Consider the following 25,176-nt stretch of genomic DNA (forward strand, 5'->3'; position numbering starts at 1 on the left):
CCTCAAGGGGGTATTGAACAGAATGTTCAACGGTAAAAGTCACTCGTTGTTTTCTTGATTTATATTGTGTCATTACTGACCTCCTTATGGTTTGTATTATAAGGCTATCTTTGTGTCCAATAAAATTAGACTATTGCAGTTTATTTTGACTGGCTAAGTAGTCTTCATAATTGCCAGAATAATAATGCATACTGCCCTCTTTAAGCTCTACCACCTTGGTAGACAGTGAGGAAACAAACTCTCTATCATGACTAACAAAAATCAAAGTGCCTTCGTAATTATCCAGTGCTAGATTAAGAGCTTCGATAGACTCCATATCAAGATGGTTGGTAGGCTCATCCATCACTAATACATTGGGTCTTTGCAGCATGAGTTTGCCAAATAGCATTCTACCCTTCTCACCACCAGAGAGTGATTTAATGCTCTTTCCAGTATCTTCTTTGCCAAATAACATTTTACCTAGTACTGCGCGCATTGCCTGTACATCGTCTTTTTCGCTTTTGAATTGGCTCATCCAATCAAGTACATTCATATTAGTTTCAAAATCTTTACTGTGATCCTGTGCATAGTAACCAATATTAATATTTTCACTCCACTTAATTTTGCCTTTGTCGGGCTTGATTTCACCAACCAAAATACGTAGCAATGTGGTTTTTCCGATACCATTTTGACCAATGATAGCAATGCGATCACCCACCTCAAATAAGAAATTAATATCTTTTAGAACTTCAAGCTTATTATCCTTTTCAGCCTCTCCTTGAGGCGTGAAACTCTTAGACAAGCCTTCGACTTCTAATATATTTCTGTGTAACTTAGTTTCTTGGTTGAAAATAATATAAGGGCTTACCCTTGAAGAGGGTCTAATATCGTCCAGTATAATTTTATCTAATTGCTTTAATCTTGAAGTGGCTTGCTTAGATTTAGAAGCATTGGCTGAAAAACGAGACACAAAATGCTTAAGCTCTTTAATTTTAGCTTCTTTTTTAGCATTATCAGTTTGCATTTTTTCTTGAATAGCGGTTGATGCAATCATGAAATCATCGTAATTACCAGGGAAAGTATTAAGTGCGCCATAGTCTAAATCAGACATATGTGTACATACGCCATTTAAAAAGTGCCTATCATGAGAGATGATAACCATGGTTGCCTTGCGTTCTTTTAATACGCCTTCTAGCCAACGAATTGAGTTAATATCTAAGTTGTTTGTTGGCTCATCAAGTAGTAGGATTTCTGGGTTTGAAAACAGTGCTTGAGCCAGCAAAATACGCAACTTCCAACCTGGTGCAATCTCACTCATCAGTCCATAATGTTGCTCTTCTGGGATGTCTAAGCCTAATAACAACTCACTGGCAGAAGACTCTGCCATATAACCATCCATTTCTGCAAATTGCATTTCAAGTTCTGCAACCTTGATGCCGTCTTTCTCGCTCATTTCAGGCAGGGCGTAAATCCTATCTCTTTCTTTTTTAATTTCCCATAATTCACCATGACCCATAATCACCGCATCAACCACACGAAAATCCTCAAAGGCAAACTGGTCTTGGCGAAGAACACCCAAACGCTCGCCATCACTAATATGAACCGTGCCATTGCTGGGTGTAAGTTCGCCCGTTAAAATTTTCATAAAAGTTGACTTACCACAGCCGTTTGCACCAATTAAACCATAGCGGTTACCGCCTTGAAATTTAATAGAGATATTTTCAAATAAAGGTTTTTCACCAAATTGCATGGTGATATTGGCAGTAGAAATCATAAGCTTTGTTGTTGTTTTTTACAAAAAACAACATTATCCCATAATAGTAACAAAAAATGCAATAGTCTAATTTTATTGGACACAAAGATAGCCTTATAATACAAACCATAAGGAGGTCAGTAATGACACAATATAAATCAAGAAAACAACGAGTGACTTTTACCGTTGAACATTCTGTTCAATACCCCCTTGAGGGGGGAACACTAGATTATGCCAAACTCATGGTGCATGAGAATTACACCAATAAAAAAAATCATGATAATATCAGGAGCTTGCTCCTCAGCAGTTAGCAGATGGAGAAAACAATACCTAGCAGAGCTTGGTGGACAAACACCAGAGTCAGGCAAAGCGCTGACTTCTGAACAACAAACAATACAACTGCTTGAGAAACAACTTTGGCGCGCACAAAGGGACAATGAAATCTTAAAAAAGGCAACAGCCTTGTTCGCTGTGGACAATCACCAAGTGATATGATTATCAAGATAAACAAGGCTTGCCAACAATACAATACTAAAGAATTATGAGCATTACTCAAAACTTCCTCGCAGTAGTTATTACTATCAAGTCAAAGATAAGCGAGTAAACAACAACACCAACGCTATGATTAAATTAATCAAACAAACTGCTATTGAAGTTGGATACACCTATGGCAAACGCAGAATGCGAGTAGTTTTGAATAACCAAGGTTATAACATTGGTATTTACCAAACTGCAACGCTAATGAAAAAAGCCAATGTAGTTGCCATACGCCCAAGAAAGCGTCATTATTACCCTAATACTAGATTGATGTTTAAAAAGGCAAAAAACCTATTAAATCGTGTGTTTGAGCAGCAATCAATTAATACGCATTGGGTTGGTGATATTACCTATATCAAAACCTATCAAGGTGGGAGTTATTTAGCCAGTGTGTTGGATTTAGGCTCAAGACAAGTTGTTGGTTGGGCATTGTCAAAACAGCCTAATGCTCAGTTGGCAAAGGATGCGCTTAGTAATGCTGTGTCTAGACACCAGCCCAATACAAATAAACACATGTTCCACTCTGATCAAGGGACTCAATACTCTTCTAAAGTTTTTATTGATTATTGCAACAAGAACAACATTACTCAAAGCATGAGCAGGCGAGGTAATTGTTGGGATAATGCGGTCATGGAGCGTTTCTTTAGAAGTCTGAAGACTGAGAGATTAAATTATCAAAGTTTTGCAAATCATAGTGAAGTCGTGCAAAATGTAGAGGGTTATATCTACTTGTATAATTACAAAAGGATTCATTCAGCGATTGGGTATTTAACACCTGCTCAAAAGATGGCTGAATTGAAAAAAGCGGCTTGAAATGTGTCCAAGTAGGTTAAACTATTGCACTAAAGTAGTAGAACATATTGGTTTAGAAGGGTACTTTGACTCTCAGTCTAAAAAATATATGGAGCAAATAGAAGATTATTTAAAACTCGACCCAAAGAGAAGGGATACATCTACTAGTCAATTAATCACAACATTTTCTTTATCTGAAAATGGCAGAACATTGTCTAAAAGATTAAGAGTGCAAAGAATATATCTACGCGATGAATATAAAAAAACTAACACAAAGGAAGACCTTGTTAAAACCACCTGCCTTACCAACGCTTTTGTGCATAATCAAATGATTGTATGCATGAATTTGCCTGAGCCAAGCGTTTTGTGAATCCCATGGAGTGATACATTGCCATAGGGCGTTGAGTAATTGCATTTAAAGGAAATGCATTAATGTCTGTATGTTGAAATTCAATCGGGTCGTGATATAAAGGCAAGGGGTCAAAAAATTCTTTTATGCGAGCACGGAGCTCTTCTGGTGGTTGTTTGCCTTTGCCTTTGCGCTTGCCTTGTGCAGCTAATTTGAATTTTTGTAATACTTCTGAGTACAAGTGGATTTGTACAGGTTCAGCGTAGCTGAGTTAGCCCGTTGTGCTTTGTCCATTGGAGATAGCCTAGATTCCAGTTGCGCATATATTGATATGATTTTGGCAATTTATAATGAAAAAAACAATCATTATCGATGTATTTTTTCCATTGGTTTTTGCTAGGCTCGCCTTTCATCTGTTTTTCGCCATTTTTGCCACGCCAACCTGCTAAATAGCCAATGTCTGAGCCTTTGGTAGTTTCGTAATTGATGATAAAACCTGGTAATCTTTGTATTTTCGATTGCCATTTTCATCAACAAAAGCAGGGAATTTAAGCCTTGATGCTAATTCAATCAGCACTTCTTGGAAAGGTTTACAATCGCCTGTTACTGGCAATACTGGCACACGTACAGAATCCACTGGACCATCAAATTCTGAAATAGGTCGATCCAACATACTCATTACGTCGTGGCGTTCTAAGTAGGCGGTGTCAGGTAAGATTAAATCAGCAAAATCAACAGTTTCTGATTGAAAGACATCACAGACAATAATAAACGGAATTTTGCACTCACCATCTTCATTTTTATCAACCAACATTTTTCTGATTTCAGTTGTGTTCATGCTTGAATTCCATGCCATGTTAGACATAAATAACATCAATGTGTCAATAAAGTATGGGTCACCACGCCAAGCGTTGGTAATTGCATTGTGCATCAAGCCATGTACTGAGAGTGGATGTTCCCATGAAAACCCTTTGTCAAGGCGTACTGGCTGGCCTTCGTCATCAACAAATAAATCATCAGGATCTGCAGGAAAGCCAAGTACCATAGAATCTAGTGGCATGTTTGGCTTAATATCATCGGGTGATTTTGGTGGTTTAGCACAAGGCGGAATAGGGCGTGGAAAAGGGGCTTTATGTCTAAATCCACCGGGTCTGTTAATGGTGCCTAATAGCGTCATTAAGATGGATAAGTTACGAATGGCATGAAAGCCATTTGAGTGGGCGGCCAAACCACGCATTGCGTGGAATGCAACGGGTGCGCCAGTAACATGGTCGTGTTCCTCACCCAAAGCGTCTATCCAAGCAATAGGCAGCTCAATTTTTTGATCATGCGTAGCAATGCCCATTTCATAAGCAAGCCTGCGAATAGCCCAAAATCATCACTGTCTTCATTTATATTGACCAATTCGGCAGCGTTGGTACATTTAATTAAAAATTCACGGTCAAACAAACCTTGCTTGATTAATTCATGATTAATTGCCATAAATAACGTACCATCAGTGCCTGGTTTAATAGGTATCCACTCATCAGCAATAGCAGAATAACCAGTACGTACTGGGTTGATTGAAATAAATTTACCGCCATTGCGTTTAAATTTACTCATCTCAATTTTCATTGGATTGGAGTGGTGATCCTCAGCTGTGCCAATCATAATAAAGAGTTTTGCTCTTTCTAAGTTTGGGGCGCCATATTGCTTGGCAAACAATCCTGTTAATGCTTGCACTTGGTCACAACCTGTAAATAAAGCGAACTTTTTAGGGTCTGTTGCGCGGATGTGGGACAGGCGTTTTTCCATAATTTCAAAAGCCTCGTCCCACTCATTTTGCCTCAAATTGTGACTCGCCACGCTTGCGCACCTTCTTTTCTTTTAAGTGGCTTGGTTAAGCGCGCAGGCGAGTATTGTTTCATAATGCTCAGCTGAGCCCTTGGCACAAATCACACCTTTGTTTTAAGGGTGGTTTGGGTTGCCTTCAATATAGCGAATTTCACTATTTTCAATCGTGACATTAATGCCGCAACGACAAGCACACATATAGCAAGTGGTGCTTTTTATCTCTTTATTTGTCGGCTTATTTTGTTTTTGGCATGTTTTGTGTTTATCAATAAAAAATTATTTGAAGATGTGTATTTTAAAGTATTTAATTCAATTGATTAATATTAATAAATATTAATATAGACTACTAAGAAAAACGGTTTATATACTTGTTAAATAAGGATAAAATAGAATTTCTCTTTACTTTTTTATGGCGTAATTGTATGACTGATTGTTTGTTTTGTAAAATGATTAATGGTGACATTCCAGTCAATAAAATCTATGAAAATAAAGATGTTCTGGCCTTTCATGATATTAATCCACAAGCGCCCCATCATTTTTTAGTCATTCCAAAAACACATATTAAAACTTTAAATGATACTGATGATGCGCAATTGTTAGGCAAATTAACATTAACAGCAAGCCGTATTACTAAAGAGTTAGGTTTTGCTGATGAGGGTTATCGAGTGGTGATGAATTGTAATGAACAAGGTGGGCAAACGGTTTACCATATTCATCTTCATTGTCTAGGTGGGCGGGCACTGACTTGGCCACCAGGGTGATAAGTGTCTTTTTGAAAAGGTGTTTATAAGCCTTATTTTTTACAAGGAAAACAAATCTCTAATCAGATAAAATTTAGCTCTTAAATTTATTGAAATATTTTATCCATTATGAGTAACGAATTTTTAGCCAGACATCTTGGTCCAAGTACAAATGATATTGAGACTATGATAAGCAGCATTGGCTGCTTATCTGTTGATGAGGTGATATCAAAAACGGTGCCTAAAAATATTTTATTTGGCAATCGAATGGCGCTTGATGAAGGTATGACTGAGCGGGACACTTTGGCATTGGCCTCAAGCCTTGCTGCTAAAAATATCTTAGCAACTAACTTTATTGGTCAAGGTTATTATGGCACGCTAATGCCGAGCGTTATTCAACGCAATATTTTAGAAAATCCGGGTTGATACACGACTTACACACCTTATCAAGCTGAAATTTCTCAGGGTCGTTTGGAAATGCTGCTTAATTTTCAGCACATGATTATTGATTTAACAGGCATGGATATTTCCAATGCTTCATTATTAGACGAGCCAACTGCTTGTGCTGAGGCAATGATGATGGCTAAGCGTGCTAATAAAAAGAATAAATCCAACCAATTTTTGATTGATATTAACACTCATCCACAAACCATTACTATTTTGCAAACTCGTGCCAAGCCATTAGGCATTGAGTTGATTATTAAAGACATTCAACATCATGATTTTAGTGATTGTTTTGCTTGTTTAATGCAATATCCAGGTACAAATGGTGACGTTCGAGATTTAACTGCTGACATTACTAGGGCAAAAGATAATGATGTATTAACCATTGTTGCTTGTGACCTTTTAGCATTAACACTGATTAAAACCCCTACAGAAATGGGGGCTGATATTGCCAGTGGGTAGCTCGCAACGCTTTGGCGTGCCTATGGGCTTTGGTGGGCCACATGCGGCATTTTTAAGTGCGCGTAATACGTTTAAACGCATGATACCAGGTCGGCTTATTGGCATGTCTCAAAGATGTTTTAGGCAATCCAGCAATGCGCATGTCACTACAAACTCGTGAGCAGCACATTCGTCGAGATAAAGCCACTAGTAATATTTGTACTGCTCAAGTTTTATTAGCAGTGCTCGCCGCCGCTTATGGTATTTATCATGGCGCTAAAGGTTTGAAAAAAATTGCATTAAGTGTGCATGCTAAGGCCAATAATCTTGCTAAAAGCCTGCTTGATGCGGATTTTGAATTAGCCACAGAACAATTTTTTGATACAATTACTATTAACACGACCGATGCTATTAGTTTATTTAATTCAGCACAATCAAATAACATTAACTTGCGTTTAATTAATGATAACCAATTAAGTATTGCACTTGATGAAACTACAACAGTTGATGAATTATCAAGCCTTGTGTCGGTTCTATCAATAGGTAAGGCTGCTTATTATCAGTCAGAAAATTTGCTTTTGAATATTGCTAAAGATAATTTACGTACTTCAGATTATTTGACTCACCCTGTGTTTAGCAACTACCACTGTGAGACTGAAATGATGCGCTATTTGAAGCGTTTGGAAAATAAAGACATCGCGCTTAATCATTCAATGATTGCACTAGGCTCTTGCACTATGAAGCTTAATGCTGCCACACAAATGTATCCAATCACACTGCCTGGTTTTTCTGATTTGCATCCATATGCACCAGAAGATCAAACCAAGGGCTATCAGCAATTGTTTAAAGATTTAGAGCAGGCATTAGTAGAAGTTACAGGCTACGATGCAGTTTCTCTGCAGCCCAATGCAGGCTCCCAAGGTGAGTTTGCAGGTCTTCTAGCAATTAAGTCGTATCATCAATCCAAAGGCGAGGAAGGGCATAATATTTGCCTGATTCCTCAATCAGCACATGGTACTAATCCTGCCAGTGCAGTTATGGCGGGCATGAAAGTGGTGATTGTTAAATGTGATGAATCTAGCAATATTGACATTCAAGATTTAACAATAAAGGCTGAGAAATACGCAGATAAATTATCAGCCATTATGGTGACTTACCCTTCTACCCACGGCGTATTCGAGGTTGAAATTAAGCAAATATGTGAGATTATTCACACCCATGGCGCACAAGTATATTTAGATGGTGCCAATCTAAATGCCATGGTTGGCATTACTCGTATGGGTGAATTTGGTGCAGATGTGTCACATATTAATTTACACAAAACATTTGCCATTCCGCACGGTGGCGGTGGTCCAGGTATGGGGCCGATTGGCGTTAAAGCACACTTGAAAGAGTTTTTACCTGGCAATCCACTAATTAAAGATTCTAATGCCGTATCCGCAGCCATGTATGGCAGCGCTTCAATTTTGCCAATTTCTTGGTCATATATTAAGTTATTAGGTAAATACGGCATGCAAAGGTCTACCGAAGTTGCCATTGTGAGTGCTAACTATATTGCCAACGAATTGAAAGATTATTTTCCAATTTTGTATCAAGGTGAGCATAATATGGTTGCACATGAGTGCATTATTGATATTCGCCCTTTAAAAGAACAAAGTGGCATCTCTGAAGAAGACATTGCCAAGCGTTTGATGGACTATGGTTTTCATTCACCGACCATGTCATTTCCAGTAGCAGGCACACTCATGATTGAGCCTACAGAAAGTGAATCGCTACGTGAAATTAATCGTTTTATTAAGGCAATGATTAGTATTTATATCGAGATTCAAAAAGTAATTAAAGGCGAGTGGGACAAGGACAACAACCCGCTTAAAAACGCCCCACACACAGCAATTGAGATGGCTGGAGAGTGGCAATATCCTTATTCACGAGAAGAGGCGTTATACCCAATAAATTCACTAAAACAAAACAAATATTTCCCGCCCGTTAAGCGCATTGATAATGTGTATGGCGATCGAAATTTATTTTGCTCGTGCCCAGACATTAAGGGTTTTGAGTAGATGGCTTTGCGCCTTATTTTGATACTTTATTTGGGTATTTTAGCTGGTTAGTTTGCACGTGGTTATTTTAATAAAATAGTGTTACCCATTCAAGCGTTACCCTAAATAACCACCTATACTAATCCTATTATTAGCCAAAAATCTGGCGAACAATCAATATCAATTCTGGCGAAAAACTAAGTTTAATTTTGAAAATCAATCAAGCACTTAGTCTTTGGTGATTTAAAATTAGCCAAATATTTTATTGCTTAAATTAATTGAGCAACAACCATTTGAGCCTCAGACTCTGATTTTATCAGCCAAATATTTATACTAAAATACAGAATATTTAGCAGTATTAGATGCTTTAGAGGTAATTAATAGTCAAGTACAAGATAACTATTCTTTAGCAGAAATAGAATAACTTATTTTAAACATTGCTCAACCTTATCTAAACCAACTTAGTGAAGGTAGAACAGATGAAAAGCTCCATTTCCTATACAGAATTGTTGATTTATTACCCAATCATCCAACCTTTCGCTATCAATTGAGCGAGTTACTATTAATGCTTGAAAAATATGACGAGGCTACATTTCAGCTAGATTATCTAGCCACTAATTCACAATGGAAAAAACAATTCAAACGTTTAAAAAATGCCTTAAATTATGCACAGATTTTTACCCAAGGTGAATTGAGCATTCCAAGCATCAGCACTAATTCTAAATGACACTGTACCATAGGCAGGGATTGTGCTAACTTCTGAATAAGCCTCTTTGATATTTAGATAACGATTAGCCCAATCTAATGTAGGAGCAGTATCAAAAGAAAATGCAGCAATGAATCTTTTAACCAGGCAGAGAAAATCACTTTAAGTACTGCAAATGGCACTATTACAGCCCATAAAATTAATATTAAAGAATTTACAGTGGGTGCAATCACAAAACAAGATTTTCTCATTGCTGTTCTACCACAAGCAAAACTACCTTCCAATATTGATGGTTTATTAGGCACTGATTGGCTCCAAGCCTTTTACTTTGTAATTGATAAAAAACAATTATTATTACGCCTTACACCTCATTAAATTCATGATTGCTTAGTTTTTTTTAATCAAAACCTTTCAACACAACTTGCCATTAATGCTAAACTAATTTTAAAATCAATACAAAATTCTATTTCCATATTAAGGAGAACGCCCAATGAATTCATTGCTCATCACCAAAAGTTTCTCCCGTATTTTATTACTAATAGCAACACTCTTCACCTTATTTAACCACCACTGTTCACGCTGTTACCACTGGCTTAGTCCTCAATAAACCCACCACACAATCCTCCACAGGTTGGGGTGGTGTTTCTTCAAGAGCGGTTGATGGCAACACTAGCGGCAACTATAACCACAAAAGTACCACCAACACCCAAAACCGTCAAGGTGTGTTTGGTGGCGTGTTGATTTACAAAGCGATCAAACCATTAATCAAATCGTTATTTACAATCGTACTAATTGTTGTAAAGGCAGCAGATTGACTAACTATCGAGTCAGTGTTGCCACTGATGCTGATTTTAATGCCATCACCTATCAGCAAGACTTTCATGCCTATCCTAACCCCGGCACAACAATTGACTTAGGTGACGAAGGCACACAAGGTCGTTATGTTAAAGTCCAACTACTCGATAAAAACTTTCTCTCTTTAGCAGAAGTTGAGGTCATAGGTAATATAGACAACAAAGGCGAGAAAGGAGGCAAGGGTGATAAAGGTATTCAAACTGCAATGCTCTAACCTACTTGGACACATTTCAAGCCGCTTTTTTCAATTCAGCCATCTTTTGAGCAGGTGTTAAATACCCAATCGCTGAATGAATCCTTTTGTAATTATACAAGTAGATATAACCCTCTACATTTTGCACGACTTCACTATGATTTGCAAAACTTTGATAATTTAATCTCTCAGTCTTCAGACTTCTAAAGAAACGCTCCATGACCGCATTATCCCAACAATTACCTCGCCTGCTCATGCTTTGAGTAATGTTGTTCTTGTTGCAATAATCAATAAAAACTTTAGAAGAGTATTGAGTCCCTTGATCAGAGTGGAACATGTGTTTATTTGTATTGGGCTGGTGTCTAGACACAGCATTACTAAGCGCATCCTTTGCCAACTGAGCATTAGGCTGTTTTGACAATGCCCAACCAACAACTTGTCTTGAGCCTAAATCCAACACACTGGCTAAATAACTCCCACCTTGATAGGTTTTGATATAGGTAATATCACCAACCCAATGCGTATTAATTGATTGCTGCTCAAACACACGATTTAATAGGTTTTTTGCCTTTTTAAACATCAATCTAGTATTAGGGTAATAATGACGCTTTCTTGGGCGTATGGCAACTACATTGGCTTTTTTCATTAGCGTTGCAGTTTGGTAAATACCAATGTTATAACCTTGGTTATTCAAAACTACCCGCATTCTGCGTTTGCCATAGGTGTATCCAACTTCAATAGCAGTTTGTTTGATTAATTTAATCATAGCATTGGTGTTGTTGTTTACTCGCTTATCTTTGACTTGATAGTAATAACTACTGCGAGGAAGTTTGAGTAATGCTCATAATTCTTTAGTATTGTATTGTTGGCAAGCCTTGTTTATCTTGATAATCATATCACTTGGTGATTGTCCACAGCGAACAAGGCTGTTGCCTTTTTTAAGATTTCATTGTCCCTTTGTGCGCGCCAAAGTTGTTTCTCAAGCAGTTGTATTGTTTGTTGTTCAGAAGTCAGCGCTTTGCCTGACTCTGGTGTTTGTCCACCAAGCTCTGCTAGGTATTGTTTTCTCCATCTGCTAACTGCTGAGGAGCAAGCTCCTGATATTATCATGATTTTTTTATTGGTGTAATTCTCATGCACCATGAGTTTGGCATAATCTAGTGTTCCCCCCTCAAGGGGGTATTGAACAGAATGTTCAACGGTAAAAGTCACTCGTTGTTTTCTTGATTTATATTGTGTCATTACTGACCTCCTTATGGTTTGTATTATAAGGCTATCTTTGTGTCCAATAAAATTAGACTATTGCAATCACGGGTACCTATGCCTTTGGCATATAGGCTTAATATCTGACTATCAAAAGCACCCAATCGGCGTTTGACCTTTTTCAATAATTAAAGGTTCAAAGCTACCTCTGCGGTCTCTTGGGATAGCAAGTTCAACTTCACCATGATTGCCTTTGACGGTTTTAGGGTAATAGCCATTACGAGCATTGCTGTCTGTATTAAGCTCGCTGCTATTTTGCCCATATTTTGGATAACCAAGATGATGTTCCATCTCAGCACCTAATGCTGCTTCAATGGTCATTTTAACCAGTGAAGCAGCTAGATCTGCTAAATCATCTTGGGTGTGGATGTCTTTGGCAAGTTCATCAGCAAAAGCACGGAGCTTTTTCTGGTTGATGCCTGTGTTGTTAAGTTGCTTTTTTTTGTTTCTTGGTATTGTGTTACTCATGTTTTTTCTCCTTTTCGGGGATTATAAAATATGAGGGTTTACACAATCTGGTTTACAGGGTCAAATAATACCTTGTTGTTTAGCAAAGTAGTTTGTTGCTTCAACGTAGCCTTGGATGCTACCACAATCAAATCGCTTGCCTTTAAATTTATAAGCAATCACTCGGCCTTGTTTTGCTTGGGTGAGTAGTGCATCGGTGATTTGAATTTCACCACCTTTGCCAGGTTTGGTTTGTTTAAGGATATTAAAAATATCGGGTGTTAGGATATAACGACCTATGATGACTATATTGGTAGGTGCATCCTTTGGTGCTGGCTTTTCAATCATATCAGTAACGCGGTACGTGTCATTAGTATTGTCAACTAAGTTACCAGCAATGACACCATACTTATGGGTTTGATCTATGGGCACTTGTTCAATAGCCACGATTGAGCATTGATATTTGTTGTACACTTGAATCATTTGAGTTAGTACACTATCGTTTTCTGATGTGCACAAATCATCGGCTAGATGAACAGCAAATGGCTCATTGCCAATTAGCGGTTCGCCAGTGAGAATGGCATGCCCCAATCCCAACATTTGTTTTTGCCTGACATAAGTAAAAGTGGCTTTGTTGCAAACGGCATTGATTTCTTTTAATAACACTTCTTTTTGCGTGCCTTGAATTTGAGCCTCCAACTCTAAAGCTCGGTCAAAATGGTCTTCAATAGCTCGCTTTCCTTTGCCAGTGACGATGGCCATATTGCTCATGCCAGCATCAAGTGCCTCTTCTACGGCATATTGTAATAATGGCTTGGTTAGAATAGGCAGCATTTCTTTGGGTACTGCTTTCGTGGCAGGTAAGAATCTAGTACCAAAGCCTGCTGCAGGGAAGAGGCATTTTTTAATCATAGTTGTTGTAATTTTTTAATCATAGTTGTTGTAATTTTTTAATCATAGTTGTTGTAATTTTTTAATCATAGTTGTTGTAATTTTTTAATCATAGTTGTTGTAATTTTTTAATCATAGTTGTTGTAATTTTTTAATCATAGTTGTTGTAATTTTTTAATGAGGATATTTTTGCCAGATTCGACACCGGGCTGATTATAAGTATTAATATTAAGTAAATCCCCAACAAGTGATGTTAGCAACTCGTAGTAATAAATCAGTTGACCAATGCTGAATTCATCTTGCTTTTGCAAGGTAATTTCATCAAGCGGAATTCTTGTATGTTCTTTTAAGGATTTTATAATAGCGTCAGCTTGCATATTAATCAAGGTTGAAAATTCAACTTGATTAATTAAATCTAATGCTTCTAATTTTTCTAAGGTAATGTCGGGTACTTTTTGGTGATTGTCAAAGGTTTTAAGTTTAATAAAGGTGACACTTTTATCTCGAGTCCCTTCAGATAATAATTGTAAAAAAGAGTGCTGATCTTTAGGTCCAGTTAGGCCAATAGGTGTTAATCCAACATTAAAGGCCGAGTTTTTTTGTTTCTTACCTAAGCTTTCTCCCCATAATTGTACATACCAATCATTAAAATATTTAAGTGAATCGGTATAAGAAAACAAGGCATTAATGTTGTAGTTTGAAGAATTACTGGCATAAAAAGTTGCTTTTTTGAGCAATACATTTTGCATATAGCCTTGATTAAAAAAGCTGTCTTTAATCTTTGCAGCACCCTTTAGCAAACAATCAATTTTTATACCTGTTAATGCCAATGGGATGATACCTGCACTACTTAGGAGTGAAAATCTGCCACCAATATTTTGTTGGATGTTAACAATTAAGCCACTAACTTTTTGAGCATGTTGTGCTAGTAGTGAGTTTTGGTCGGTAATAAAAGTAAAGGGAAAATACGAAAGTTGGGCGCTTTTAGTGATTGCAAGAATGTACTTATAAGCCGCAATCGTTTCAATGGTTGTGCCTGATTTAGAGATAACAATAAAATGTGTTGAGCCCATGTTTAGACTATTGCAAATATTGGCAATAGTAACAGGGTCGGTGCTATCCATAAAATGCAGGTTTCGTTTTAATTGCCTGATGGGTTTAATAAAATGATAAACCGCTTTGGCACCTAAGCTTGACCCGCCAATGCCGATAACAACAACATCACTAATGCTGTTTAAATCTTGCCTTTTGTCTAATTGCTTTAAATAATGATGAATATAAGCGGTATCTTGATTAGGTAAATTGTAATAGCCAATCTGTTTTTTTTCATTGATAATTCGACCTAAAAGACAAGGGTCAAAATCAGAATCAAAGCCTAGTGTGTTAATCATAATATTATGCTATTCTACAGTGACTGATTTAGCCAGATTGCGAGGTTTATCAACATCAGTGCCTTTGATTAATGCGACGTGATAGCTGAGTAATTGCAAAGGAATGGTAAAAATAATAGGCGCTGTAATTCTACCAAGGTTGTGTGTGATTGACATGACGGTCATATTTTTCATCGGAGGCACATTGGACATTTCATCTTCAAAAACAATCATTTGTGAGCCACGAGATTTGACTTCTTGCAAGTTTGATTTGAGCTTGTCTAATAGTTGGTCATTAGGCGCAATTGCAATAACAGGCGTGTCCTTATCAATCAGAGCAATAGGACCATGTTTAAGTTCACCTGCTGGAAAAGCTTCCGAATGAATATAGCTAATTTCTTTAAGTTTAAGCGCACCCTCCATGGCAATAGCATGCATTGTACCCCTTCCTAAGAAAATGGCATTAAACTTGTCTTTAAAAGATTGTGCGAGTTCAATAATTTGATTTTCTTGTTCGAGTGTTTTTTTAATCAAGCCTGGCAAGCGATTTAGACCATATACAATAGAGGCTTCTTGTTGTCTATCCACTTGTTTATGGCATTTTCCAATGGCAACTGACAACAATGCTAAAGACACTAGTTGTGTGGTAAAGGCTTTAGTAGAAGCCACACTAATTTCAGGGCCGGCATGGGTTAACAAGGTAAGTTCAGACTCACGTGTTAGGGAAGATTCTGCACAATTGCAAATGGTTAATGTGTGAATATTCTTGTGACGCTTTTTGATAGATTTTAGCGCCTCTAAAGTATCAGCAGTTTCCCCGCTTTGGGAAATAGTAATCAACAAAGTGTTATCAAGCACAATCGGATTACGGTAGCGATACTCACTAGCCACTTCAATATTAGTTGGCATTTTTGCAATGTCTTCAAGCCAGTATTTAGCGACTAAACCTGCGTTATAACTAGTGCCACAAGCAATAATTTGAATGTGCTTTGTATTTTTAAAAATAGTTTCAGCATCATGACCAAAGGCAGAAAGCAACACAGTGTCTTTGGTAATGCGCGATTCTAACGTGTCACGAATTGCTTGCGGTTGTTCAAAAATCTCTTTTTGCATGTAATGTTTATAATCACCTAGCTCAATTTGTTTGCTGTTAAGATTTGAAGTTTTAATGGCTCTATTAACTTGTTTGTCATCTTTGTTGTAAATAGTAATTGAGTCAAGCGTAATATCGGCAATATCTCCTTCTTCCAAAAAAATAAATTTCTTGGTGATGTCCAGTAAGGCCACCTGATCTGAGGCAATAAAATTACCTTCATTACTAACGCCTATAATGAGTGGTGAGCCACTTCTAGCAACAACGATATGTCCTGGATATTCTGATGATATCACCCCTAAACCATAAGCCCCTTCAAAGGTTTTAACAGCTTTTTGAGTGGCTTTAAGTAAATTTTCTGAGGTTTTCAGAGCTTGATGAATACTATGAACAATCACCTCAGTATCGGTATCTGAAGTAAAAGCATAACCTTGTGCTTTTTGTTTCTGCTTGAGTTTAAGGAAGTTCTCGATAATGCCATTATGTACAACACTAACCGTGCCAAAACAAATATGAGGGTGTGCATTTTGTGTTGATGGTTCGCCATGGGTTGCCCAGCGAGTGTGTGCAATGCCAACACTACCTTGTATTTTCAGACTTTGTTTTTGAATGCTAGTTTCAAGGTTAACCACCTTGCCTACTGCGCGCACACGGCTTAGTTTATTGTCATTTGACAAAACCACAACACCCGCTGAATCATACCCACGATACTCTAAGCGTTTTAACCCACTAAGTAGAATTGGGGTGATGTTGTCTTTACAGATGCCGCCAACGATTCCGCACATGGTGTTGATTGTGTTAAGTAGTTATGTTTGAGATTATAGCCAATTACGTTTGCAAAACAGATAGATTATAATAAACAACTTATGGTCATCGACTTACACAATCACTCGTATTATTCAGACGGGGTTTTATCGCCTACTGAAGTGGTGCGCTTAGCCAAAAAACAAAACTGTGATGTGTTTGCATTAACAGACCATGATACGATTGATGGACTTGCTGAAGCCAGTCTTGAGGCAAATAAATTAAATTTAGAATTTGTATTTGGTACTGAAATATCAGCCATGTGGAACAATATGACGATTCATATTCTTGGGTTAAAGATTAACCCAAATAACAAAGCATTGCAGGCTGGGCTTAAAAAACACCAACAGCTTCGAGAAATTCGCAGCGAAAAAATAGCGCGTAGTTTGGGTGGGGCTGGCATTATTGGTGCTATGGAAAAAACCAAAGCACTTTCTAAAACAGGCATGATTACTCGCATACATTTTGCCCAAATGCTGATTCAAGAAGGTATTTGTAAGGACATGAAATCAGTATTCAGACGTTTTTTAGCAGGTAAAAAACCAGGTGGTGTGGGCGTCAAGTGGGCGCAATTTGATGAGGTGATTGGGTGGATACGCGTTGCAGGTGGCGTGGCAGTGTTGGCACATCCTTTTCGTTATAGAATGGCACATACTAAAGTTAAACGCATGATGAGTGATTTAGCTGTTAATGGTTGTGGCGGGATTGAAGTGGTAACAGCCACAAGCAGTGCTGATGAAATCAGACTTACCAGTCAATGGGCGAGTGAACTAGGGTTGTTAGCGTCAAGTGGTTCTGATTATCACGGCTGGTCCAATCAAAGAATACAAATGGGTTGTTTGCAAGATTTGCCTAATTTTGAACAAGCAATATGGAGAAATTGGACATGGCAAAATTATTAGAAATTCACTCGCAAAACCCACAGTTGCGCTTGATTGAACAGGTCGTTGATGAGTTGCGTCGTGGTGCGGTGATTGCCTATCCAACAGATTCTGGCTATGCATTAGGGACAACGTTAGGCAATAAAAACGGGTTAGAGCGTATTAGACGCATTCGTAATCTTTCAAAACAACATCACTTTACCTTGATGATGCGTGATTTGGCGCATATCGGTGAATATGCCAAGTTGGACAATACTGCTTTTAGACTGCTCAAGAAAATTCTACCTGGTGCATATACATTTATCTTGCAAGGTGCACGCGACATACCCAATCGCTTGTTACATGCTAAGAAAAAAACCATTGGTCTTAGAGTGTCTAATCATGGTGTAGTGCAGGCTTTATTGGATGCATTAAATGAGCCAATGATGAGCGTGTCATTAATTATCAAAGATTGTGAGTTTTTTGATATTGATGATGTACGCAATGCATTAGAAAAGCATGTAGATGTGATTATTGATGGGGGTTATTGTCCATTAGAGCCAACCACTGTGATTGATTTATCTTCAGGCGGTGCTGATATTATTCGCCAAGGTGCAGGAGATATTTCCCTTATTGGATAGGCTTTTACGGCGTATAATGCGCACTTTTTATCAAGCACTTTTGGCAAAATGAAAACCGCACAAATTAGACAAAAATTCTTAGATTATTTTGAATCAAAAGGTCATACGATTGAGTCTAGTGCATCGCTTATTCCTCATAATGATAAAACTTTATTGTTTGTTAATTCAGGTATGGTGCCGTTTAAGGATGTCTTTAGTGGTGTGGAAAAGCGTCCATATACGCGCGCTGTATCGGTTCAGCGTTGTGTGCGCGCTGGCGGCAAGCACAATGACCTTGAAAATGTTGGCTATACAGCACGTCACCATACTTTTTTTGAAATGTTGGGTAATTTTAGTTTTGGCGATTATTTTAAGCGTGAAGCCATTCATTATGCTTGGGAATTTCTCACAAAAGAGCTAAACCTACCCAAGGAAAAGCTTTGGGTGAGTGTGTTTGAGCAGGACGATGAAGCAGAAAATATTTGGGTTAATGAAATTGGTTTTCCCAAAAATAGAATCTCTCGTTGCGGTGCTAAAGATAATTTTTGGCAGATGGGTGATACAGGCCCGTGTGGTCCGTCAAGTGAGATTTTTTATGACCATGGTGAGCATATTGCCGGTGGTCCACCAGGGCATGCTGATGAAGATGGTGACCGATATATTGAAATCTGGAACTTGGTATTTACACAATTTGATAAACAAGAAGATGGCTATTTAAAACCATTGTCCGCACCTTGTGTAGACACGGGTATGGGCTTGGAACGTTTAGCAGCTGTGTTACAACACAAGAATAACAATTATGATACAGATGGCTTTCAAAGCCTGATCAAAGCTGTCGTGAATTTAACACCTAAATCCAATAATGTTAAAAATGATAATGCCTCGGTGCGTGTGATTGCTGATCATATTCGATCTACTGCTTTTATGATTGTTGATGGTGTTATTCCTTCAAATGAAGGCAGGGGTTATGCACTTCGTCGTATTATTCGTCGCGGTATTCGTCATGGACATAAGATAGGTATTTATAAAGTATTTTTCTACCGTTTAGCGCCAGTATTGGCACTGGAATTTAAAGATGTTTATCCAGAATTAAAACAAGCTTTGCCCAAAGTTGAAAAGATACTAAAGCGCGAAGAACAACGCTTTGCACAAACGCTAGACCAAGGTATGAGTCTCTTAGAAGAGGCAATCACCAGTCTTAAATGTAGTGAAATTGATGGCAAAACAGTCTTTAAACTTTACGACACTTATGGCTTCCCAGTGGACTTAACAGCAGATATTGCTCATGAGCGTAATTTAACCATTGACATGTTAGGTTTTGAGATTGAAATGACCAAACAAAGAGACCGTGCCCGACAAGCAGGTGATTTTAAAATATCGAAAAAAAAGGTTGATATTAGTGAGGCAACCGAGTTTCTAGGTTATGAACAGTTAGAGAATGTTTCTTCAATTCAGGCATTTGTTAAAGATGGAAAACTGGTTGAAAAAATTGAAGTAGGTGGGCATGGTGTTGTCGTTTTAGCTCAGTCAAGTTTTTATGCCGAATCAGGCGGTCAAATTGGCGATAGTGGCGTGTTGTCTAATGCGCAAGTTGAGTTTAGAGTGGGTCATACGAATAAGCAAAAATCAGGTGCATTTGAGCATCACGGTGTTCTAAATAAGGGTGTTTTAAAAGTGGGTGATGCGGTACAAGCCAATGTTGATAAAAAATCTCGCAAATGCATTGCTAGAAACCACTCAGCAACGCATTTATTACACTCCGCACTTCGCATTGTACTGGGTGAGACAGTAACGCAAAAAGGTTCTTTGGTTGATAGTGAAAAACTGCGTTTTGACTTCTCGCATGATGAGGTGATTACTAAGTCAGATTTAGAAAAAATTGAAAGCATGGTTAATCGTAAAATTTTAGGAAATACAAAAGTACACACCGATATTACTAATATTGAAAATGCAAAGAAGAAAGGTGCAATGGCACTATTTGGTGAAAAATACGGTGATACTGTGCGTGTTTTAACCATGGGTAAAAATAATTTTTCAGTAGAATTGTGCGGTGGCACCCACGTTCGCCAACTTGGTGATATTGGACTTTTTAGAATTACCTCAGAAGGCGGTGTTTCTGCTGGTGTGCGTCGTATTGAAGCGTTAACAGGTTATGATGCATATCAATTTGATAATCAAACACAAAATAGCTTGAATGAAATTGCACAAATAATCAGGTCAAGCAACGCACAAGTGGTAGAAAAAGTCACGCAATTGATTAAACAGCAAAAAGAATTAGAAAAACAAATTGCCATTTTAAAAAAACAATTAGCCAGTAACCAAGGCGATGATTTGGTTGGACAGGTTCAAGAGGTAAATGGTATTAAATTACTATCAACTGTCGTAGTAGAAGAGGTGAGTGGCAAAGATTTGCGTGATATTGCCGATAAACTCAAAAACAAGTTAGGCTCGGCTGTTATCGTATTAGCAGTAGTAAATAATAATAAAGTATCCTTAGTTGCAGGCGTAACAAAAGATTTAACTAAGCAATATCAAGCTGGAAAAATTCTTAACCATGTTGCGCAGCAAATTGGCGGGAAAGGTGGTGGTCGCCCAGGTATGGCACAAGGTGGGGGCACTCAGCCTGAGAATTTAACCAAGGCACTTGCCTCAGTTAAATCATTAATTTAATTTATTTTAAGTCAGAGGTTAAACACAACCCGTTGGTTGAGGCATGCCACCGTATTTGGTAATAGGTTTCATCGGGCCAGTTAACCATTCTTTAAATAGGATTTTTTTATCAATACCCACAACTTTAGCAAAAGTTCTAATGGGCGGCACTGATGAATTTTCCTCAAAATACTCTCTAGCTACAAGGATTTGATTAACCATACTTTCAGTTAATTCAATGTCATCTTCCTTAGCCATTTCATGCATAATATCTTGCGTCCAAATTGTTGGATCGACTAAGTAGCCATTGCCTGTTCTTTCTAGTCCCATTTCATTACCTTGTTATTTTGTGAAAAAGTGAACCTATTATACCTATTACCTTAATATTTTACTAGGTTTTTATATAAATATCCATTAAGGCTGTAAAGAGGGTATGTGATGAGGTATTAGCAATATTCTGTAGGGTATAATTTGCTCGCTATGGATTGGATGCAACTCACTATTAGAATAAACAAAGACCAGGCAGATTTTATCTCTGAGGTGCTGATGGGTTTGGATGCTTTATCCCCATTACCTTTAGTGATTCATTTGATGATGCTATTTTTGAGCCACCTGTGGGCGAAACGCCTTTATGGCAAGATACGACAATCAGTGCTTTATTTAATATAAATGTCGAACAAAAGCATGTGCAAATGATGTTAAAGCAAATTTGTAATATTGAACAAAGCTCTTTTGAACTACTAAAAAATCGTATTTGGGAAGATGCATCCACTCTGCCAAAAGAGGCTGTTATTATTGACATGAACCCTGGTTTGGCATTTGGCACAGGCACGCACCAAACGACAGATTTATGCTTGCAATATTTGGATCAAAACCCACCAAAAAATTTAACTGTGATTGATTACGGTACAGGTACTGGTGTTTTGGCAATTGCTGCAGCCAAGTTAGGTGAAAAAGAAGTCATCGCTATTGATAACGGCCCACAAGCAGTGCTTGCTACTACGAACAACATTCAAACTAATCATGTTGACTTATTGATTGCTAATATCTTGGCCAATCCTTTGGTTGGTTTGTGTGAGCACTTTTCTAGGCGAATTAAATCAGGCGGAAAAATTGTACTATCTGGTATTTTGCAAGACCAAGTAGAGATAATTTTAGACACGTATGGTCATTATTTTTTAACATTAAGCGTTAAGCAAAAAGGTGATTGGTGTTGTGTAGATGGTATTAGGAAGCCCCAAATATGACAAACAAACAAATTAGAGCGGTGTCGCTAATCTCAGGCGGATTAGATTCGCTATTAAGCACTAAACTAATGCTTGACCAAGGCATTCATGTAGAAGGCATTAACTTTTTTACTGGCTTTTGTGTGGAAGGGCATACACACGCCATTCGCAAGCAAAAAAAAGACAAGCCAAAACGTAACAATGCTTTATGGGTGGCAGAGCAATTGGGTATTAAATTACACATTATTGATGTGATTGAAGAATATCGTGACGTACTTTTAAATCCTAAACATGGTTATGGTAAAAACATGAACCCGTGCCTAGATTGCAAAGGCTTTATGGTCAAAAAAGCCAAACAGTGGATGATTGAGCATGAGTTTGATTTTATTATTACAGGCGAAGTCATGGGTCAACGCCCTATGTCACAATGCAAAGAGGCCATGCCCATTGTCCAAGCAGAATCAGGTGCGAATGATTTACTCCTAAGACCCTTATGTGCAAAACATTTACCAGCCACCAAAGCAGAACTTGAAGGTTGGGTGGACAGAGAGAAATTATTAGATTTTTCAGGGCGTACGCGTAAGCCACAAATGGCTTTAGCAAAAGAATATGGCTTTGATGATTACGCTACCCCAGCAGGTGGTTGTTGTTTTCTAACCGATAAGCAATATTCTGATAAATTGGTCGATATGTGGCAATCACGCGGTAATCGTGATTATCAATTGGATGATTTAATGATGCTCAAAGTTGGCAGACACATTCGCCCAAATCCACGTTTTAAAATGATTGTTGCCCGTGAAGAGGGTGAGGTTAAATTCCTAGAAGGTTATCGTAATCAATATGCCAATTTGTATCCGACCAGTTGTAATGGTCCTTTAGCATTGATTGATGGTGAACCCAATCAAGAAGATTTGAAAATTGCTGCTAAAATATTAGCACGCTATTCTCAAGGTAGAGAAGAAAAGTTAGTTGATGTGGAAGTTAAACTCAATGTTGGCGTGGTACAACAATTAAGCGTTAAGCCGTTTTCTGCTGATGAAATCCAAAAAGATTGGATGGTGTAGTAAAGAAAGTATTATGATAGTATTACTTTTAGTATTATGAAAACAATTACCCTAAAAATCCAAGACGATTTTTTTGAGCAAATCAATCAAATGGCGTTGGATGCCCACCTAAACAATGCTAAAACTTTATATTTGTTTTGTAATGGTTCGTGTCTAAAAGTGCATTAATTCGTAAGGCTATTAAAGCTTATCAAAAGCAAATAAAAAACAGAGAAATGACCAAAAGAATGCAAGCAGATTCTTTGCGTTCTAGAGGCTTACATGACGAATTGATTAGAGATTTTGAAGCTATAGATGATGGATATCTGCTCTACCACCTTGGGAAGGAAAATGAATGTGGTTAGAGGTAGTATTTACCTAGCAAACCTCAATCCCTAGTAGAGGTTCTGAGAGTGGTAAAATCCGCCCAGTTTTGGTTATTCAATCCAATAACTTAAACTTTAGCAACCATAAAACGGTTAATATTTTGCCTTTAAGCACAGCACTGATTGACGACTCTATACTACATTTTAGAATAAAAAACGCGATAGATTAAAATATAATTCAGATATTGTTTGTGATTATATTCGTGCGATTGATGTTAATAAATTTACCTCAGATGCACTCACCAAACTCACTAAAATTGAGAGGATGGCACCGATGGTCGTAATGGCGACCATTATGTTCGTTTGGTACGTTCCGAACAGTGATTTTTATTTTTTATTTTCCCCTAGCCTTTTGGTGAATGTGTGTTTTATTTTTTAAAGGAGAAGTTATGAAAAAGTTAATAATAAGTGTTGCGGTGTTTGTAACATTTGGATTGAGCGTTGTTTGTGCAACTCCACCAGAACCAAATGTAGTTCAACGATTTAGTAATACAATCGCGTATGGTATTTATAAAGCAGCATGGCCTACTGCAAGATATTCTGATGTTGAAGTAGAGAATTATGGTGAAAAATCCAATGGTGACTATTATTTAGAATTAAAACTTTCAGGCAATGGTCGTGTGTGTTTTATTGGTAAATGCCCTTTGTGGTCAAAGCTTTTAATTACTACAGATACGGGATTTAATATTAAAAATATGCGTGTGTTAAAACATAATGCAAAAATGGTCGAATAAAACTATAAAAAATGTACTCACTCAAACAAATTGAAAAGCAACAGGTTGGGCTTAAGCCTTCCTACTTATTTAGTCAAAGAAATGGATGAATTAACCAGTGATTATGATATTAATCGCTCAACCTTTATTGCTGAGGCAATCCAGAGTTTTATTAAAGAACAAAAGGAAAAAATCTTTTATGGAGGGTTAGAACAAGCAGTTAAAGAGATGAAGATGATGATGATGGATGGTAAATTGCCAAAAACAACATTGACAGACTTGATAATTGAGCTTAAAAATGAAAATCAGTAGTATTTCAACCTTTACAAAATCTGCAAAAAAACTTGCTAAAAAATACAAAAAACTAGCCCATGATTTAGAGGCTTTAGATGATGAACTACAAAATGGTGCTAAAACAGCAATAAATCTAGGTGATGATTTTTATAAAATTCGCTTAAAAAATAGCTCTATTCCCCAAGGTAAAAGTAGTGGCTTTAGAGTAGTTTATTTTTTCAAAACTAAAAATAATGAAATTTATTTACTAGATATTTATACCGAAAACATCATTGAAAATATTAACAAAGATAAGCTGTTAGAGCTGGTTCAAATTTATGATCTACTTTAGGGCTTAACCGCCACCAACAGCCTTAATAATCTCACAAATATCGCCTTCGTTTAGGGCAAACTTAGTATGTTGGGATTTAGGAATAATGACTTCATTGACTTCTAGTGCAATGCGTTGATTTTCATAACCCAGTTGAACAATCAAATCATGTGTGTTTAAGTTCTCAGCTACCTTTAGCGACTCGCCATTTAAGGTGAGTGTCATGTATCCATTCTGCCAATGGCACAAAAAACAAAGGATTTTTCTTTGGCTTTGGCAGAATTAAACCCATGTACTGAATCAATTTCAGGATAGCCAAGATTGAGTAGAACTTTGACAACTTCGGCTTTTTTAGCATCGTCTACGTCAAGATTTATAATGCCTTGTTCAATGTTGATATCGATATTTTCGGTATCGAAAGTTGAGGTTAATTTCTTAGTAATGGTGCCTGCACAGCCACCACATTTGATATTATCAACGGTTATCTTCATAACGCTTCTTGTTTGGTTTTTAAAACGTTATTATATCACTTTGATTTGTGCATTT

General features: G+C 37.5%; 21 protein-coding genes and 6 pseudogenes. 17 read left to right on the forward strand and 10 right to left on the reverse strand.

The genetic code is table 11. From position 1 onward, the window contains the following. Positions 1-130 precede the first annotated feature (130 nt). Positions 131-1,753 (reverse strand): ABC-F family ATPase, encoded by a 1,623-nt coding sequence (locus CVFO_RS03800; protein WP_201340250.1) that lies wholly within the window; start codon positions 1,751-1,753, stop codon positions 131-133. A gap of 221 nt (positions 1,754-1,974) precedes the next feature. Here CVFO_RS03800 and CVFO_RS03805 point away from each other — a divergent pair. Next, positions 1,975-3,082: pseudogene (locus tag CVFO_RS03805) on the forward strand (IS3 family transposase). Positions 3,083-3,353: 271 nt separating this feature from the next. Here CVFO_RS03805 and CVFO_RS03810 read toward each other — a convergent pair. After that, positions 3,354-5,513, reverse strand: a pseudogene (locus CVFO_RS03810) (molybdopterin-dependent oxidoreductase); the annotation flags it as partial. Between the two features lie 152 nt (positions 5,514-5,665). Here CVFO_RS03810 and CVFO_RS03815 point away from each other — a divergent pair. The 5 genes and pseudogenes from CVFO_RS03815 to CVFO_RS03835 form a co-directional block, all read left to right on the forward strand. Further along, positions 5,666-6,004 (forward strand): histidine triad nucleotide-binding protein, encoded by a 339-nt coding sequence (locus CVFO_RS03815; RefSeq protein ID WP_201340251.1) that lies wholly within the window; start codon positions 5,666-5,668, stop codon positions 6,002-6,004. A gap of 108 nt (positions 6,005-6,112) precedes the next feature. Continuing rightward, positions 6,113-8,928, forward strand: a pseudogene (gene gcvP / locus CVFO_RS03820) (aminomethyl-transferring glycine dehydrogenase). 544 nt (positions 8,929-9,472) lie between these two features. Next, positions 9,473-9,634 carry a hypothetical protein gene (locus CVFO_RS03825; RefSeq protein ID WP_225879322.1) on the forward strand — a complete coding sequence of 54 codons (162 nt, stop codon included), beginning with the start codon at positions 9,473-9,475 and terminating at the stop codon, positions 9,632-9,634. Positions 9,635-9,724: 90 nt separating this feature from the next. Further along, positions 9,725-9,988 (forward strand): retroviral-like aspartic protease family protein, encoded by a 264-nt coding sequence (locus tag CVFO_RS03830; RefSeq protein WP_201340401.1) that lies wholly within the window; start codon positions 9,725-9,727, stop codon positions 9,986-9,988. Positions 9,989-10,334: 346 nt separating this feature from the next. Beyond that, positions 10,335-10,682 (forward strand): annotated as a pseudogene (locus CVFO_RS03835) (galactose-binding domain-containing protein); the annotation flags it as partial. A gap of 16 nt (positions 10,683-10,698) precedes the next feature. On the opposite strand, the pseudogene CVFO_RS03840 reads toward CVFO_RS03835, so the two are convergent. From CVFO_RS03840 to glmS, 5 genes and pseudogenes are all read right to left on the reverse strand, one after another. Further along, positions 10,699-11,804 (reverse strand): annotated as a pseudogene (locus CVFO_RS03840) (IS3 family transposase). A 164-nt stretch (positions 11,805-11,968) separates the two neighbouring features. Beyond that, positions 11,969-12,341, reverse strand: a pseudogene (locus tag CVFO_RS03845) (transposase); the annotation flags it as partial. 111 nt (positions 12,342-12,452) lie between these two features. After that, on the reverse strand, positions 12,453-13,283 hold the full coding sequence (gene galU / locus CVFO_RS03850; RefSeq protein WP_201340253.1) for a UTP--glucose-1-phosphate uridylyltransferase GalU: 831 nt from the start codon (positions 13,281-13,283) through the stop codon (positions 12,453-12,455). Between the two features lie 134 nt (positions 13,284-13,417). Then, positions 13,418-14,653 carry a glucose-6-phosphate isomerase gene (locus CVFO_RS03855; RefSeq protein WP_201340254.1) on the reverse strand — a complete coding sequence of 412 codons (1,236 nt, stop codon included), beginning with the start codon at positions 14,651-14,653 and terminating at the stop codon, positions 13,418-13,420. A 9-nt stretch (positions 14,654-14,662) separates the two neighbouring features. Beyond that, positions 14,663-16,510 (reverse strand): glutamine--fructose-6-phosphate transaminase (isomerizing), encoded by a 1,848-nt coding sequence (gene glmS / locus CVFO_RS03860; RefSeq protein ID WP_201340255.1) that lies wholly within the window; start codon positions 16,508-16,510, stop codon positions 14,663-14,665. A gap of 81 nt (positions 16,511-16,591) precedes the next feature. Here glmS and CVFO_RS03865 point away from each other — a divergent pair, with 81 nt between their 5' ends. The 3 genes from CVFO_RS03865 to alaS are packed head-to-tail and all read left to right on the forward strand — an operon-like array spanning position 16,592 to position 20,679. Beyond that, on the forward strand, positions 16,592-17,431 hold the full coding sequence (locus CVFO_RS03865) for a PHP domain-containing protein (RefSeq protein ID WP_201340256.1): 840 nt from the start codon (positions 16,592-16,594) through the stop codon (positions 17,429-17,431). Beyond that, positions 17,416-18,030: an L-threonylcarbamoyladenylate synthase gene (locus tag CVFO_RS03870; protein WP_201340257.1), complete on the forward strand. Its 615-nt coding sequence runs from the start codon at positions 17,416-17,418 to the stop codon at positions 18,028-18,030. Before CVFO_RS03865 ends, CVFO_RS03870 begins: the two co-directional genes overlap by 16 nt. 48 nt (positions 18,031-18,078) lie before the next feature. Next, positions 18,079-20,679, forward strand: a complete 2,601-nt coding sequence (gene alaS / locus CVFO_RS03875; RefSeq protein ID WP_201340258.1) for an alanine--tRNA ligase — start codon at positions 18,079-18,081, stop codon at positions 20,677-20,679. Positions 20,680-20,697: 18 nt separating this feature from the next. On the opposite strand, the gene CVFO_RS03880 is transcribed toward alaS, so the two are convergent. Then, positions 20,698-20,988: a TusE/DsrC/DsvC family sulfur relay protein gene (locus tag CVFO_RS03880; protein WP_201340259.1), complete on the reverse strand. Its 291-nt coding sequence runs from the start codon at positions 20,986-20,988 to the stop codon at positions 20,698-20,700. Between the two features lie 150 nt (positions 20,989-21,138). Between CVFO_RS03880 and CVFO_RS03885 the strand changes: the two genes are divergently transcribed. From CVFO_RS03885 to CVFO_RS03920, 8 genes are all read left to right on the forward strand, one after another. Continuing rightward, positions 21,139-21,327: a hypothetical protein gene (locus CVFO_RS03885; RefSeq protein WP_201340260.1), complete on the forward strand. Its 189-nt coding sequence runs from the start codon at positions 21,139-21,141 to the stop codon at positions 21,325-21,327. Positions 21,328-21,350: 23 nt separating this feature from the next. Next, the gene (locus CVFO_RS03890) at positions 21,351-21,905 is read left to right on the forward strand and encodes a 50S ribosomal protein L11 methyltransferase (RefSeq protein ID WP_201340261.1); all 555 of its coding nucleotides are present in this window, start codon (positions 21,351-21,353) and stop codon (positions 21,903-21,905) included. Continuing rightward, the gene (locus CVFO_RS03895) at positions 21,902-22,948 is read left to right on the forward strand and encodes a tRNA (5-methylaminomethyl-2-thiouridylate)-methyltransferase (protein WP_201340262.1); all 1,047 of its coding nucleotides are present in this window, start codon (positions 21,902-21,904) and stop codon (positions 22,946-22,948) included. The genes CVFO_RS03890 and CVFO_RS03895 overlap by 4 nt, the downstream gene beginning before the upstream one ends. A gap of 149 nt (positions 22,949-23,097) precedes the next feature. Next, positions 23,098-23,292, forward strand: coding sequence for a hypothetical protein (locus tag CVFO_RS03900; RefSeq protein ID WP_201340263.1), 195 nt, complete (start codon positions 23,098-23,100; stop codon positions 23,290-23,292). A 68-nt stretch (positions 23,293-23,360) separates the two neighbouring features. Beyond that, the gene (locus CVFO_RS09430) at positions 23,361-23,483 is read left to right on the forward strand and encodes a hypothetical protein (protein ID WP_201340264.1); all 123 of its coding nucleotides are present in this window, start codon (positions 23,361-23,363) and stop codon (positions 23,481-23,483) included. Positions 23,484-23,702: 219 nt separating this feature from the next. Further along, complete coding sequence (locus CVFO_RS03910) at positions 23,703-24,047, forward strand: hypothetical protein (RefSeq protein ID WP_201340265.1); 345 nt, start codon at positions 23,703-23,705, stop codon at positions 24,045-24,047. Between the two features lie 81 nt (positions 24,048-24,128). Next, positions 24,129-24,338, forward strand: a complete 210-nt coding sequence (locus tag CVFO_RS03915; RefSeq protein ID WP_225879323.1) for a hypothetical protein — start codon at positions 24,129-24,131, stop codon at positions 24,336-24,338. Further along, on the forward strand, positions 24,325-24,651 hold the full coding sequence (locus tag CVFO_RS03920; protein WP_201340267.1) for a type II toxin-antitoxin system RelE/ParE family toxin: 327 nt from the start codon (positions 24,325-24,327) through the stop codon (positions 24,649-24,651). Before CVFO_RS03915 ends, CVFO_RS03920 begins: the two co-directional genes overlap by 14 nt. 3 nt (positions 24,652-24,654) lie before the next feature. Here the strand turns inward: CVFO_RS03920 and thiS are convergent, their stop codons facing one another. Together thiS and CVFO_RS03930 are read right to left on the reverse strand one after the other, a co-directional pair. Next, on the reverse strand, positions 24,655-24,855 hold the full coding sequence (gene thiS, locus CVFO_RS03925; RefSeq protein WP_201340268.1) for a sulfur carrier protein ThiS: 201 nt from the start codon (positions 24,853-24,855) through the stop codon (positions 24,655-24,657). Then, positions 24,852-25,121 carry a heavy-metal-associated domain-containing protein gene (locus CVFO_RS03930; protein WP_201340269.1) on the reverse strand — a complete coding sequence of 90 codons (270 nt, stop codon included), beginning with the start codon at positions 25,119-25,121 and terminating at the stop codon, positions 24,852-24,854. Before CVFO_RS03930 ends, thiS begins: the two co-directional genes overlap by 4 nt. Positions 25,122-25,176 lie beyond the last annotated feature (55 nt).

It is taken from the genome of Isorropodon fossajaponicum endosymbiont JTNG4 (genome assembly GCF_016592615.1).
GTDB lineage: Bacteria > Pseudomonadota > Gammaproteobacteria > PS1 > Pseudothioglobaceae > Ruthia.

What these genes read in the sequence shown, in the direction of transcription:
- CVFO_RS03800 (WP_201340250.1), bottom strand. Translation starts at nt 1,753, where the DNA reads ATGATTTCTACTGCCAATATCACCATGCAATTTGGTGAAAAACCTTTA.
- CVFO_RS03815 (WP_201340251.1), top strand. Translation starts at nt 5,666, where the DNA reads ATGACTGATTGTTTGTTTTGTAAAATGATTAATGGTGACATTCCAGTC.
- CVFO_RS03825 (WP_225879322.1), top strand. Translation starts at nt 9,473, where the DNA reads ATGCTTGAAAAATATGACGAGGCTACATTTCAGCTAGATTATCTAGCC.
- galU (WP_201340253.1), bottom strand. Translation starts at nt 13,283, where the DNA reads ATGATTAAAAAATGCCTCTTCCCTGCAGCAGGCTTTGGTACTAGATTC.
- CVFO_RS03855 (WP_201340254.1), bottom strand. Translation starts at nt 14,653, where the DNA reads ATGATTAACACACTAGGCTTTGATTCTGATTTTGACCCTTGTCTTTTA.
- glmS (WP_201340255.1), bottom strand. Translation starts at nt 16,510, where the DNA reads ATGTGCGGAATCGTTGGCGGCATCTGTAAAGACAACATCACCCCAATT.
- CVFO_RS03865 (WP_201340256.1), top strand. Translation starts at nt 16,592, where the DNA reads ATGGTCATCGACTTACACAATCACTCGTATTATTCAGACGGGGTTTTA.
- CVFO_RS03870 (WP_201340257.1), top strand. Translation starts at nt 17,416, where the DNA reads ATGGCAAAATTATTAGAAATTCACTCGCAAAACCCACAGTTGCGCTTG.
- alaS (WP_201340258.1), top strand. Translation starts at nt 18,079, where the DNA reads ATGAAAACCGCACAAATTAGACAAAAATTCTTAGATTATTTTGAATCA.
- CVFO_RS03880 (WP_201340259.1), bottom strand. Translation starts at nt 20,988, where the DNA reads ATGGGACTAGAAAGAACAGGCAATGGCTACTTAGTCGATCCAACAATT.
- CVFO_RS03885 (WP_201340260.1), top strand. Translation starts at nt 21,139, where the DNA reads ATGGATTGGATGCAACTCACTATTAGAATAAACAAAGACCAGGCAGAT.
- CVFO_RS03890 (WP_201340261.1), top strand. Translation starts at nt 21,351, where the DNA reads ATGATGTTAAAGCAAATTTGTAATATTGAACAAAGCTCTTTTGAACTA.
- CVFO_RS03895 (WP_201340262.1), top strand. Translation starts at nt 21,902, where the DNA reads ATGACAAACAAACAAATTAGAGCGGTGTCGCTAATCTCAGGCGGATTA.
- CVFO_RS03910 (WP_201340265.1), top strand. Translation starts at nt 23,703, where the DNA reads ATGAAAAAGTTAATAATAAGTGTTGCGGTGTTTGTAACATTTGGATTG.
- CVFO_RS03915 (WP_225879323.1), top strand. Translation starts at nt 24,129, where the DNA reads ATGGATGAATTAACCAGTGATTATGATATTAATCGCTCAACCTTTATT.
- CVFO_RS03920 (WP_201340267.1), top strand. Translation starts at nt 24,325, where the DNA reads ATGAAAATCAGTAGTATTTCAACCTTTACAAAATCTGCAAAAAAACTT.
- thiS (WP_201340268.1), bottom strand. Translation starts at nt 24,855, where the DNA reads ATGACACTCACCTTAAATGGCGAGTCGCTAAAGGTAGCTGAGAACTTA.
- CVFO_RS03930 (WP_201340269.1), bottom strand. Translation starts at nt 25,121, where the DNA reads ATGAAGATAACCGTTGATAATATCAAATGTGGTGGCTGTGCAGGCACC.